The 13,012-nt window shown below is 57.6% G+C and carries 8 protein-coding genes; 5 read left to right on the forward strand and 3 right to left on the reverse strand.

The genetic code is table 11. The features are described 5' to 3' along the window. Window positions 1-192 precede the first annotated feature (192 nt). Complete coding sequence (locus tag NZK35_RS21645; protein ID WP_259634608.1) at window positions 193-2,214, forward strand: dipeptidyl peptidase 3; 2,022 nt, start codon at window positions 193-195, stop codon at window positions 2,212-2,214. Between the two features lie 373 nt (window positions 2,215-2,587). On the opposite strand, the gene NZK35_RS21650 is transcribed toward NZK35_RS21645, so the two are convergent. Then, complete coding sequence (locus NZK35_RS21650; RefSeq protein WP_259634609.1) at window positions 2,588-3,139, reverse strand: FKBP-type peptidyl-prolyl cis-trans isomerase; 552 nt, start codon at window positions 3,137-3,139, stop codon at window positions 2,588-2,590. A 229-nt stretch (window positions 3,140-3,368) separates the two neighbouring features. On the opposite strand from NZK35_RS21650, the gene NZK35_RS21655 reads away from it, so the two are divergent. Beyond that, window positions 3,369-3,842 carry a CBS domain-containing protein gene (locus NZK35_RS21655; protein WP_259634610.1) on the forward strand — a complete coding sequence of 158 codons (474 nt, stop codon included), beginning with the start codon at window positions 3,369-3,371 and terminating at the stop codon, window positions 3,840-3,842. 267 nt (window positions 3,843-4,109) lie between these two features. Here NZK35_RS21655 and NZK35_RS21660 read toward each other — a convergent pair whose 3' ends face one another. Together NZK35_RS21660 and NZK35_RS21665 are read right to left on the reverse strand one after the other, a co-directional pair. Beyond that, complete coding sequence (locus NZK35_RS21660) at window positions 4,110-5,090, reverse strand: universal stress protein (RefSeq protein ID WP_259634611.1); 981 nt, start codon at window positions 5,088-5,090, stop codon at window positions 4,110-4,112. 408 nt (window positions 5,091-5,498) lie between these two features. Beyond that, window positions 5,499-5,885: a hypothetical protein gene (locus tag NZK35_RS21665; protein WP_259634612.1), complete on the reverse strand. Its 387-nt coding sequence runs from the start codon at window positions 5,883-5,885 to the stop codon at window positions 5,499-5,501. A gap of 379 nt (window positions 5,886-6,264) precedes the next feature. Here NZK35_RS21665 and NZK35_RS21670 point away from each other — a divergent pair, with 379 nt between their 5' ends. The 3 genes from NZK35_RS21670 to NZK35_RS21680 all read left to right on the forward strand — a co-directional run bounded on the left by NZK35_RS21670 (window position 6,265) and on the right by NZK35_RS21680 (window position 12,767). Then, entirely contained in the window at window positions 6,265-7,101 is an 837-nt protein-coding gene (locus tag NZK35_RS21670; RefSeq protein ID WP_259634613.1) for a hypothetical protein, read from the forward strand. Window positions 7,102-7,339: 238 nt separating this feature from the next. After that, on the forward strand, window positions 7,340-7,975 hold the full coding sequence (locus NZK35_RS21675; protein ID WP_259634614.1) for an RNA polymerase sigma factor: 636 nt from the start codon (window positions 7,340-7,342) through the stop codon (window positions 7,973-7,975). A 190-nt stretch (window positions 7,976-8,165) separates the two neighbouring features. Continuing rightward, window positions 8,166-12,767 (forward strand): WD40 repeat domain-containing serine/threonine protein kinase, encoded by a 4,602-nt coding sequence (locus tag NZK35_RS21680; RefSeq protein WP_259634615.1) that lies wholly within the window; start codon window positions 8,166-8,168, stop codon window positions 12,765-12,767. Window positions 12,768-13,012 lie beyond the last annotated feature (245 nt).

Here is a 13,012-nt window from a genome sequence, read left to right on the forward strand (position 1 = left end):
GGCTCGCGCCCTGCCGCAAAAAACACACCCCGGCCGGTGCCAAACGAGGATCATCTGCCCGTCACCGCCTTGGGCGTGAAATCCGAAATCGATTTCACCAAACCTGTTCTTGCCCACCAGAATCGTTCCGCGAAAAGGCGTAGACTGTCATCCAGGTTCCAGATTCACCATCACGACATTCAAGGTTTTTTGATGCGTCTCCTTTCCGCATGCCTGCTCACCGTTGCGACGCTTTTGGGAAATACCGGCCTCATCGCCCAAGACCCAACCCCCGATCAACGAAAGTACCTGCTCGACCGTGTCGACGATGTCGCCATCGTCCAGCTCTACGTCGACGGGTTCGACCAGTTGTCGCTGCGAGAAAAAACGCTGATCTATCATCTGTCGCAAGCTGCCATCGCCGGACGCGACATTTACATCGACCAACGCTACCGCTATTCGCTTCGCATTCGCGATGTCCTGGAAGGTGTGTTGACCCACCCGCAAGGGATCGACGAAAAAACCCAGGCGGCGATTCGGAAATACATGAAACTGTTCTGGGTCAACAACGGCCCGCACAGTGCGTTGACGGCACAGAAAAATCTGTTGGAGTGCTCCGTCGACGCGTTTGAATCTGCCGTCAAACAAGCCGTGAAAAATGGTGCCAAACTGCCGGCGTCCGGCGAACAGTTGTTGACGCTGATGCTGGAGATCGAACCGGTCCTGTTCGACCCCGAATTTGAAACACACGTCACCCAGAAATCACCGCCCGACGGCGTCGACATTCTGACCGCCAGCGCCAACAACCTCTACCACAACGTCACCACCGCGGATCTGGACGGGTTTCAGGAACGCTACCCGCTCAATTCACAATTGATCAAAACAGACAGCGGAAATCTGCGTGAAAACGTCTACCGCAGCGGATTGGACAGCCTCGTTCCCGCCGGCATGTACGCCCAGCCGATCGCCGACATCGTCTCTCATCTCGAAGCCGCCATTCCCTTTGCCACGCCCGAGATGGCGCGTGCCCTGGACGCACTGATTCACTATTACCGCACCGGCGAAGCCGTCGATTTCTACGGTTACAACATCGCTTGGGTCGCCGACAAAGACAGCCCCGTCGATACCATCAACGGGTTTATCGAAGTCTACATGGATGCGCGGGGCATCAAGGGATCGTGGGAGGCCGCGGTCTACTTCAACGACCCGATCAAAATGGACATGATTCGAAAATTCGCCGACACCGCCCAGTGGTTTGAAGACCGCATGCCGTACGCCGAATCGTTTCGAAAAGACAATGTGAAGGGGATTTCGGCCAAAGCGATCCAAGTCGTGATGGAAACCGGTGACTCCGGCCCCGTCACTCCGATCGGAATCAATTTGCCCAACGACGCAACCATTCGCCAGCGGTACGGCAGCAAGTCCGTTTCGCTCAGCAACGTCATGGAAGCCTATGACAAGGCCAGCACGCCATCGGCGCGGGCGGAGTTCTGTTACGACGATGCTGAATTCGCCCGGGCCGATCAATGGAAATCGACCGCGCTGGCACTGGAAGTGAACATGCACGAAGTCATCGGGCATGCCTCCGGCCAAGTCAACGAAGGCATCGACCCCGCCGTCTCGATCAAGGAATACTACAGTGCGCTCGAAGAAGGACGAGCCGATCTGGTCGCGTTGTATTTTATCGGCAATCCTAAATTGATCGAACTCGGGTTGGTCGAAAACGAAACGGACCTGAAAGAGATGCAGCTGGCGGCCTATGAAGCCTACACGCGAAACGCGATGACCCAACTGCGTCGGATCAAGTCGGGGACGACGATCGAAGAAGACCACATGCGGAATCGGCAAATGATTGTCGGCTGGCTGGCTGCCAACACGGACGCCATCCGCGTCGACGTCCGTGACGGGAAAACGTATTTTCGCGTCGCAGACGTTGCCGCGTGGCATCGCGGCGTCGGTCAGTTGTTGGCCGAAGTGCAGCGGATCAAATCCGAAGGTGACCGAGCCTCTGCCGAACGGTTGATGAAGGATTACGCGATCAAGATCAATGTCGCCTTGCGCGACGAAGTGTTGCGTCGTTATGCCGATTTGGACCAACCCGCCTACACCGGTTTCGTTCAACCCGAATTGACCCCGGTGACGGACGACCAGGGCAACATCACCGAGGTCCAGATCTCCTACCCCCAAGACCTGGAAACCCAAATGCTGAAGTGGTCCGGGGCGAAGGCCAAATAGTCGGTTCGGCGGCAGACGGGGGATGATCCGTTGACATCCGTCGGGAGAGCACCAGCGATTCCAGCATCCCGGAGGGATGCCAGCGAGTAGCCGGAGGTGAGCGCAGCGACACCTCCGGAGATCCGATCTCCCGTCGGACGCGACCCCGGAGGGTGTCGAAGCAAATCACGCTCGAGCCCTCGGACCCGGTCTGCTGCGCCGTGTCAATAAGCAATCTGATCGACTCTTTCGGCAAGGTGATCTGCGGCACCGCCGGCGAATCGATTCGCTGCGACCCCGTCCGGGGTCGAGAGGATGATTGGGGGGGCTGCCCGGAGGTGGCGCTGCGCTGACCTCCGGNNCGGAGGGCTCGCGCCCTGTCGCCCCAGCTCCCTCACTTGATCTCCACAAGCTCGACGAGGAAGTGCAGTCGGGCTCGTGGAGGGATCGGGCCGCCGGGGGTGCCGCGCTCGCCGTAGCCGAGTTCATGGGGGATGTCCAATTCGATCATGCCGCCCTCGCCGATCAATTGCAGTCCTTCGGTCCAACCGGGGATCACGCGTTTAAGCGGAAAGGGAGTCGGTTGCCCCCGGCGATACGAGCTGTCGAAAATCTTCTTGGAATCCAACCAGCCCTTGTAGTGCGCCACCACGCTGTCGGTGGCCTTGGGTTTGGGTTTGTCGCTCTTTCGGAGCACGCGGTACTGCAGTCCCGAATCGGTCTTGCTGAATGTTTTTGGGGCATCGGGATCGATCTTACCCGGCGAAACCTTCTCCAGCTTGTCGGCCGGACCTGCCGTGATGGCTGCCTGGCTCGTTTGGACGTCTTGCTGCAGCTTATCTGCGGTGTTGAGCACGCCGCCGATCGCACTGCCTTGACCCCATGACGTCGCCGCCAACAACAAGACCGCAACAAACGGAGTTCCGAGCACGAGTGATTGTTTCATCGAAGAGAACCTGACTAAGGAAGGGCGATGGGAAATGGGGCCGTGATTGCATCGATCGGAGAATCAAAATTGTACTCGATTCGTGGATCGGTCGAGGGTAGCAGAATCTGGGCGGGAATCGGCATACGGTTTGCGGCCTGAGTCGATTTCGTTTTCGGTGACCAGATGCTGTGACCATCGGGCACGTATCCAAAACGGTAAAGATTCCTTGACGGCTGAGGAAAGCTCAATGACGACCATCGATTCGAATTTGGAAACCAAGGTGCAAAGCGTCATGCAACGGCACCCCGTAACCATTCACGACTATCAAACCGTTCACGATGCCGTCGACGCAATGACCGAGCACCACGTCTCGGCGCTGCCGGTCGTCGACGAGGGGCACTATCTCAAAGGCATCCTCACGCTCAACGATCTCGTCCGATTGGTTCAAGATGCCGAGCGAACGCTCGAAAGCGACTTGGCGATCTACGACACCAGTTATCTGGTCGCCGACATCATCCGCGAAACCCTCGGCACCGATGAAGTCGCCAGCGTGATGTCGGGCGTGATGTTCAAAGTCAAACAGGAAGACACGCTCAAGAGTGCCGCAAAGTTGATGATCGAACATCAACTGCATCACCTTCCCGTCGTCGGCAAAGACATGAAATTGCTGGGCATCCTGTCCTCGATGGATTTCGTTCGCCTCGTCGCCGACGGGACCTAGCAAACGAGGGAATGACGACTCCAGCACGCGGCGTCAGCCAGTGGCGCCTGGCGATCTCGAATCCTGCTCGCGCCGCTCGCTCATCGGCCTGTCGATTGAATCGGGATCTGCTGCGGAGTCAATGGTGAGATGCTGGCCGTAAGGCCTCGGGCGGGGCCGAAATGCCCGGCCGCTTACGCGTCGCGGCTCACTAAATCGACAGCTCGCTTACGCTTCCCGCTGGCATCGGCGAGCGTGGCCGGCTCTCCCGCTCAGTGTTTCTAAGGCTCACGAAACCACTTTCGACTCCAGGGTTTCGCCGGCAACGGGGCAGACGAATCCCGGCGGCTTCAACGCCAAAACGCTGCAGGACACGTCGGCCAAGACGGATTCGGCGGTATTGCCGATCAAAAAGCCGGCGATACCGGTACGGCAGACCGTCCCCATGACCAGCAAGTCCGCTTGAACCTCCTCGACCATGTCCGAGATCACGTCGGCCGCCGGTCCACGCCGGACGTGGAATTCCGGTGACACTTCGGTCATTCCCGTGGCACGATAGAGCTCGCCAAGATGGGTGCGGATGTTTTCCGCGTGAATCGAAAAGACGTCTTCGGATTGATCTTCGCCAAACGATTGATGGAACGGCGATTCCATTGGCAGTTCGAACGGGACTTCCAAAGGCATTTCCCAAGCACTCAGCCAATGCAACGTCGCCTCATCGCTGCGTGCAATCTCCAGTGACAACTCCGCGATCGCTTCGTTCAACTTCTTGTGCGGGGTATCCTGTCGGTCGACGTCGATCGCCGCCAAGACCTGGTCGAAATCGCCGTGCACCTGGGGCTTCAGCAGCAGCATCGCGCACGGGCACATCCGCAACAGTGCACGGGCCACGCTGCCGACCACGCGCCCGGCGCCGCGAAATCCGTCGGCCGCCTTGATCACCAAATCGTGGTCGTTGCGGATCACTTCGCGGATCACTTCCATCGCCGGATCACCGACGGTGACCACGATGTCGATCGGAACGGACGAGTCGTAGAACTCGCTCACTTGTTCTTGCAGCTTGGCGCGATGATCTTCGATCAACAGCCGTTGCAGCTCGTCCGGACTGGCAACACCCTTGAACAATCGCAGGATCCGGGGCACGGGTTTGATCACATCCATCAACGTCAACGAGGCGCCATTTTCCATCGCCAGCACGATCGCTCGCGCAATCGCCCCCTCGGGTTCCTCCGTTCCCGTGTACACCAGCAATTTTTTGAATCGTTCCATCAAAGGACCCTCGAAAACATCGTTGTCGATCGTTCATCGGCCGCTTCGATGCAAACGATGTACCGTCAAAGCGACGGAGAACGAATCCAACCAGGGACGCTCCAAAGTCTGCTTTCATACGTTTGGCCGGTCCCATTTCATCACTCACCTGGAATGACAATCCGTGCGAATGGGCGCATCCGCTGATCGCGACAGCGCGCCAACTTGAGCCAGCTGTGACAATGTGTCAATCGCCAGCTGCGAATGACGTTATCGAGCAATCGCAGCAAAGAATCGTCACGTGATTGAGTTTCTGCGTCACGCTGGTCGTCGTCGGCGATCGAGCCGATTTGGAGGTTCGGGGGCACGCGGTCGCTCGGTGGCGCATCGATGCTCCTCGACGGGGAGCCTATGATGCGGGCCAGCCGTTCAGCTGGCCGGTATCGCCATCAAGGCTTGGCAGAGCTTTTCAAACCCGGGCGTCGTCTCGGTCGCTTCGATTTGAAGGTCGCGGACCAGTTTGATTTCCGACTGGCGGATCGCCCCGCCGGCCACAAGCATGTCGACCAGAATCGCCTGTTCATCCAGATCGATCTTGCCGTCTTTGAGCAACACGTGACGCATCAGCGGCAGAAACAGCTCGTCGAATTCCGGGCAGACTTCATCCGCTTCGCCGAGTAGCTGGACTAGAAACGCCACGTCGTCAAAGTCCAGCGCGCCGTCTTCTTCGACGTACCGACGAATCCGCGCGACTTCGTTCGAGCTGAGCTTGCCGTCGCTCAGCAGTTCGGACTTCAGTTGTTTCAGATGGGCCACAAGTCATACCTCAAGCGATTGATTCCAAGCACTACAGGAATCTAGATCACAGTCCGGCTCGCCCCGGCGATTTCGAAATCGATTTCGAACCATCCGCGGCGTCCCCTACTCCCGATCCGATCCTAACCGACAGACCGCTTGTGCCGTTTTTAACGCCGAAGATCAGTCCCCCGCGCCCCCCACCCCACAGCCGTGACATTGTTCGTCATCATTCTGCCCCGAATGATTCTGCCTACTTCAATCCATACCATTTTCTTGTCATCCATTTTCCTGTCGCCCTTTTCTTCGGGATTTCGGTTTTTCGAAAATTCGCTGTAACACGCTGAGACGTGTCACGCTTTGCCGGGTGAATTCACTCCTCTTCACCCTGTAAAGCACAATGAAAACTGCAACGAATGTCATCTTGGTCGCTCTCTTGGCCGTCTCCGTCGGATCGGCCCAAAATCCCTGGGGCGATTGGGTGCCCCAGCCTCTTCCGAAAACGACTTCCAACCTGAAGTATCAACAGCGGGCCGGCTCCACCACGACCCATCGCAACGGCGCCGTCAGTGAGTCGTGGTTCAATTCGGGCTTCACACAGGAAGCCGGCGTCGAGATCGGCGTTTCCTCTGGCAACGACAAGCAACACGGGACCAAATTCGGGCGGGAACGGGACGAAAAGTGGTTTGCGGGGGTTCGCGGAGGTGTTCGAGCCGGTTACGCAGCGGACGCGGGCGTCGACCAGACCGGACAGATCGGCAACACCCGGGTCAGATCGTACGCCGAGGCCGAGGCATTCGTCGGCGTAGAAGCGGGCGCTCAAGCCGGGGTGAGCAACAACGGAGTGGGCGTCAATGCGAGTGCCTTTGCGGGTGCTCGGGTGGGCGCGCGGACGGGAACCGAGGTCGGACCGGTCGATGCCGCGGTGACGGGAGAAGCATGGGCGGGGGTGGGCGTCGAAGCCGGAGCCGATGCGAAGTACAAGAACGGTCGAATCAAGTTTGACTATGGCGCCGGAGGGGCCATCGGCGTGGGCGGCAAAGTTGGCGGTGACGTCTCGGTCGATCTTCGGCAACCCATCAAGGCCGCCAAGCGAGTCGACTCGACCCGTCGAAGCGTTTCAAATGATGTCGGCAAAACCGCTCGCACGGTCAGCGGCTCGACACGCAAAAGCGTCAAGAACGTCAAGAGCACCGGCAAGAAAGCGAAACGCTCGATCGGAAAGCTCTTCAAATAACGAGCCCCCATCCGCGGACGATCGACGGGCTGCGATGTTTCAGCCCCTCGTTCTCGCTCACCCCGCCATGGGCCCGAATGATTCGGGCTTTTTCACCACGCTCGCATGTTTCTGCCCGCCATTTTTCCGCCATCTCCCGCGACCGCCCCATTCCTCGTCAATCCTGTTAGGATGGAGAGAAGATAGAACCTGCCGACTTCGCCCCGGCACTGACGCTTCTCTTCACGGATTCGACGCCATGACATCGACTTCGTCGCCCAGCTTGTTCGCCACTCCGGGCTCAACCGATGACGGACTGGTCAACGGGATTCGCGCACAAGACGATCAGGCATGGGAACAGTTTGTCGAACGCTATTCGCCGTTGATCTATGTTTGGTGCCGAAAGTGTGATTTACGACCTGAAGATGCCTCGGATGTGTCCCAACAAGTTTTTGGAGCGGTCCATCGATCGATCTCGACGTTTTCGAGGCGTCCCGAGGGCGGAGGCAGTTTTCGTGGTTGGTTGTTCGTGATCACCAGAAACGCGATCCGCAATCATCTGGAGCGCACCTTGCGGGGGCCATGTGCGCAGGGAGGCAGTTCGATCCAGTTGCGTCTGCTCGCCGAACCCGAATCACTCGATGAAGCCTCTCTGTCGGCTGCGACGCTTTCAGCCGACGGTCGATCCCATCCAGACGCACCACTGCAGGCCGCACTCGACGCGGCCCGCGGGGATTTCGACGATCGGACGTGGCAATGTTTTCGACTTATCGCACTCGAAGGCCACACGGCGGCCGAAGTCGCGGAGCAATTCGGAATGAAGCCTTCGGCGGTGCGGCAGGCGAAATACCGGGTGACACGACGGCTGCGCCTGGATCTTGGGCGTTTTCTTTGATGGTGTAACTGGCGACGCCGAAACGACTTAAGGATCGCCGATCGGGCGAAAATCGCGGCGGATCGCCCCGTTCGCGTTGCGCGATGGTGTTGTTCATTATGGCACGCCGGCGTTTGTCACTCCGGCGTGCGTCAGACGTCGCACCCTGCCAGCGATCAATGCATTATCGTCAACCATCGGAGTTCCTGCGATGCAGATTCCTTGCCCATCAAGAAAAACGCTCCACGACCTTCTCGTCGGCGCGGTCGAAGATGACCAGGCGCGTGAAATCTGTAGTCACCTGGACACTTGCTCGAACTGTGAATCGTTGACTTCAACGCTCGAACAGCAACACGTCAATTTGCTGCAAGAACTTCAAGAAGATGGCAGCAGCCAGCGATTCCTTGCTGAACCTGAATTCGAACTCTTGCAAAAGGCGATTTCGACGTCCCGGTCAGCGGACTGCAATACCGCGACCAAGAAGGACGTCGCGATCGCTGCAGGGACCCGACTTCGCGACTATCGATTGCTAAAAAAGATCGGGCAGGGAGGGATGGGAAGCGTCTATCTGGCCGTGCATTTGAATCTAAGAAAAGCGTTCGCGGTGAAGGTCCTGCCGGAGGAAAAACTGCGGTCGGAAAGTTCGGTTGCACGTTTTCGCCGGGAGATGCTCGCGGCCGGTAAAGTGAACCACCCCAACCTGATCAGTGCTTCGGATGCGGGCAGCGTCGATGGGCGGCACTTCTTGGTGATGGAACTTGTCGAAGGTGCAGATCTGGCCCGGATCGTCCGTCAACGCGGACCTCTAAACGTCGCCGATGCGTGTGAAATCATTCGTCAAGCAGCCCTCGGTTTGCAGCATGCACACGATAGCGGCCTGTTACATCGCGACATCAAACCCTCGAACTTGATGTTGACCCATGATGGAAACGTTAAAGTGCTCGACCTCGGATTGGCCGGCTGGGTGGAAAACGAGGAATCAACCGAAACACCGACGCCGACCTGTGGCGGCCTCACGAACGCGGACCACTTCGTTGGAACGCCGGAGTACATGGCGCCTGAGCAATTTGGTGGTCAGACGAGGGTCGATGAACGCGCGGATCTCTATGCGTTGGGTGCCACCCTGTTTCAACTCTTGACCGGGCACTCCCCCCGCCAACGACAGGTAAGAAACCGATCGGAAACCGTCGATCTCGATGTCGGCGAGCGATTGGCTGAATGTGACGATCTCCGGCGTGACCTTCCCCCGCAGCTAAAGCACTACATCAAACTTTTGCTGTCGCCGTCTCGCGAGCAACGCCCCCACAGTGCCGCAAGCGTCGCGTTACAGCTCGCCAGTTTTGCAGAACAATCAAACCTGCTGCAGCTTGCCGAGACTTGCAAGGAAAGCCCCGGAATGTTGTCAGCCGATTTGTCCCAGTTCAGCGAAACGGCCTTGCCCGCGGATTCTCAATCGGATCAAGGAATCGATCCGACCCTTCCTGAAAAATCGGCGGTCGTACCGTTAAGACTATCTGTTTGCCTTGTGGCTGCTGTGGTTGCAATCGGTCTGTTCTCGCTGTTCTCCAACCGTTCCAGAGTCGGCGTGATCGAAGGTGCATCGCCCGTCAAAGACGACACCGTGATCGCGGCGCCGGCGGACGACTCCGTGACAGAAGAAGACGTGGTCCACGCGATTCGAAGTGGCGAGATCGATCGTGCCGTTGCGCTCGCACAGAAACTCATCCGGCAGGCGCCGCATCTCGGTTGGAACCACGCCTTGGCCACGATGATCGCCGCCTATGACCTTCAAAACGACGGGTCGACTTCGTTGACGACCTACGAAGATCACAGAAAGTGGCTTGGCAAACGCTGGGCGCAAACAGGTGAGGGCACCAATACGATTCCACGCATCTGCTGTTTGCACCCGGATCCTCCGGCCGATTTGTCACGAATGCTCGACGCCGTCGTCGCCGAAGCGAAGGATCGCCCGAAAGACTGGAGATATCCCCATTCCGAGATGATGTTGTTATTCCGCCTGGGACGATACCGCGAATCGCTTGTCGCATTCTCTGATGCACGACGCGTCTCGCCAAGTAACCTCGTGCATCGCGCCGTCGATACGGCTTGGTCGGCATTGATTTTGAATCGGCTGGGACGAGCGACCGAAGCACGTCGTGCATTGGAAAAAGCGCAACAGTTGCAGCAGGACATCAAAGCAAACGCTCGCACTCCTGTGCCTCAAATGTGGTTCGATTACATCGAATTGGTTGTCATCCTTGGTCAATTTGATGAGCAATCCTCGACGCCCCAAGAAGATCCCGATCAACAATCGGAGACGACAACGCCTCCAGCAGATCAGGCGGCATCACCTCAGAAAATCGCACACGATTCTCAGGCGATCAAAACGGAAACGGCCAAAGAGACATCGATTCAACTGGTGCAGATGCCAATTGAAAACGCGGCGAGACACGAGACGCGGGATCAATGGGAGGACCGTGTCGACGGCCTGTTGATCAAACAAGCCTACGCTGACGCAGAGGCGGAATATGCTGCTGGTCAACAAACACACGAAATGCATTGGCCACTGCGCTGCCGCGTTGCACTCGGACTGATGATTGCCGCGCGAGACGATTCAAATCGACGCCCCCAAGCTGACCGATACTTGCAAAACCTGGAACAAACGCTCCGAAACGCCCCCCAATTGCCGCTGCCTGCTCGAATCGAAATACTCCGCCTGCTCGCGCTCCATCAAGAACGACAGTGGGACCAGGCGTTGATCGATCGGACCGCGCAGCAGATCCAGGCAGAGCGTTGGAGCGACTGGGGCCTTCACCATTGCCTTGCCACAATCCGATTTCGTCAGGGGCGACTTGCACTTGCATTGGATCACCAAGCGGCGGCGGGGCAACTGACGAAAACGGACTTGCAAAAATGGCTCCACGACTACTGGTGGACCCTGATGCTGGCCTGCAATGGTCAACTCGATTTGGCGCGCCGATCGTTGATGAAATCGGAAATGGTCCAGCGGCAGTTGACTCCGCTGCTCGGCTCCGAATCGACAGCGTCCATCGAGGACCTGGAATCGATCTTGGAGATGCGATGGATGATGCCGGTTTTTCAACATCGCCTCGGACCGCTTGAAAACCTGAAACGGTGGCATGCCGGACAAACGCCGGCCTTTGTGAATCTGGACAACCAGGTTCATACGATCACCAAACGTTTGATTGAGTCGCCCGATGAAGCCGAATTTTATTTCCAGCGAGCGATGACCTTCAGCCGCATGCGTCGGCAGCGGGAAGCGTTTTCTGATTTCCAGCGAGCTGCGATGCTGAAACCGGATGATCCGATCTATCAGACCGTCCAGGCATACGTCGAATCGTTGACGAAAGACCGTGGTCTGTTACAGCAGTTCAGTCGCGCCATGACCGGCGACAAAGCGACGATGCTTCGACGACTGGATCGTCGAAACCCCGGCACCGCGTTTGTGTTCCGCGTTCTTCTGGTCGGCACGCCCCAGGAACATACGTTTTCTGTCTATTTCGAAGATCTGGAAACACTCGCGAAAAACTTCCCCGATGATTGGTACTGTCAATACGTTCTCGCACTCTGGAAACTTCGAACCGGGCGAATCGATGAAGCGGAGGCTCACCTTCGGTCGCTCATCACGACCGTCGACGACACCTCTCTCGAACAGTATTGCACCTTATGGTGGATCGATTGGCTGGAGGATCTCCGTGGCAAGCAGAGCGAGGAGGAACGAGCGGCTCGCAAGAAGCGATTGGCTCAGCTGCAAGCCAAAACACAATTCAATCCCCTCAACGTCGTAAAGAATTGGCAGGCCGTTTATGAGTCCATGCTGATCTCAACAGGCAATCTTGAGCCCGTTCGAAAAGTCGTCGAAGCGGAATTGATGCGGACGATTCCCGGTGCGGGCGTCACGATTGCGTTCGATTTGTCTCGCAGCGGATTGTCGGACATGTTGTACAACATCAACGCCTCCGCGATGGATCCAGCAGGAACACGCTGCGCGTTCACTCCCCTACGCGATGGCAGTCTGTATCTGCTGGAAATTGCCCAGGGGAAACTGGTGAATTTCCCTGCCGGCGGTGAAGTCCGTTGTCTCGAATTCACCGGCGACGGCAAGTCCTTGATTGTCGGCCGACCCAACAAGTGCGTCGATGTGATTGAGATCGCGACCCGCCGAGCAACTTCGCTGAACGTGAAATTTCAGCCCAACTCGCTCGACCACTTTAAAACAGACAATTTGCTTGCCGTCGCGTTCCAAGCCAAGCGAGTGGAAATCTGGGATCTGGCAACGAAGACCCTCTGGCAACAACCGACGCTCTTGCTCGGCGTTCCGCGGCACATTGAATTCAATGCCGACGGATCCCGAATCGCGATCGGCATGGGCAACGATCACACGTCTATCTATTCTCAAACGCTGGCCCCGGTGACCGAATTGTCCGACGGCGGACAATTCGCGTGGATCGATCACAACACAATCTGCTGTTACCGTTCAGATTCCCGTCAACTTCGAATCATCGAGATTGACAAGGAACGACAGGCAAGGACGCTTGCGACAACACCGGGACCGATCACCGCTTTAACGTATTTGAAGTCTCATCAATTCATTGTCACCGGAAATGACCGGGGTGAAGTCATGGGATGGTCACTCTCCGGCGAGCAGAAAATGATCGGACACTTGCCACACGCGCTGATTCGTCGACTTTCCTCCTCCGACGATGGCCGCTATCTGCTTGTCACCGGGCGCCGCCACCGACAGGGTGACGGTGGTTCGTGCTGTGTGTTGTTCGACTTGGCAACGATCTAGCTCGACAACCGTCCCGGAGCGAACCCATGGAGGCGTTTCGGCCTGTCGATTGCAGCCCGCACGCGTTCGCAAGTGGCCACGCGGCGTCTCTCGTTCACGCCTCGGGCTGGCATGTTCATGTTGATCTCGGGACGTCGTCTAAATCGACAGGCCGCTTAGGGAAAATAACCCCCCTGAAGGGTAGCGTGCTGGCGTGCTTGCACCCGCTAATCTACGATTTCGGCCACTATTAGTGCCCAGGCATT

The sequence above is a fragment of the Stieleria sedimenti genome (genome assembly GCF_025060895.1).
Classification (GTDB): domain Bacteria; phylum Planctomycetota; class Planctomycetia; order Pirellulales; family Pirellulaceae; genus Stieleria; species Stieleria sedimenti.

Coding starts and splice junctions, on each gene's coding strand:
- NZK35_RS21645 (WP_259634608.1), top strand. CDS start 193: ATGCGTCTCCTTTCCGCATGCCTGCTCACCGTTGCGACGCTTTTGGGA.
- NZK35_RS21650 (WP_259634609.1), bottom strand. CDS start 3,139: ATGAAACAATCACTCGTGCTCGGAACTCCGTTTGTTGCGGTCTTGTTG.
- NZK35_RS21680 (WP_259634615.1), top strand. CDS start 8,166: ATGCAGATTCCTTGCCCATCAAGAAAAACGCTCCACGACCTTCTCGTC.
- NZK35_RS21655 (WP_259634610.1), top strand. CDS start 3,369: ATGACGACCATCGATTCGAATTTGGAAACCAAGGTGCAAAGCGTCATG.
- NZK35_RS21675 (WP_259634614.1), top strand. CDS start 7,340: ATGACATCGACTTCGTCGCCCAGCTTGTTCGCCACTCCGGGCTCAACC.
- NZK35_RS21660 (WP_259634611.1), bottom strand. CDS start 5,090: ATGGAACGATTCAAAAAATTGCTGGTGTACACGGGAACGGAGGAACCC.
- NZK35_RS21670 (WP_259634613.1), top strand. CDS start 6,265: ATGAAAACTGCAACGAATGTCATCTTGGTCGCTCTCTTGGCCGTCTCC.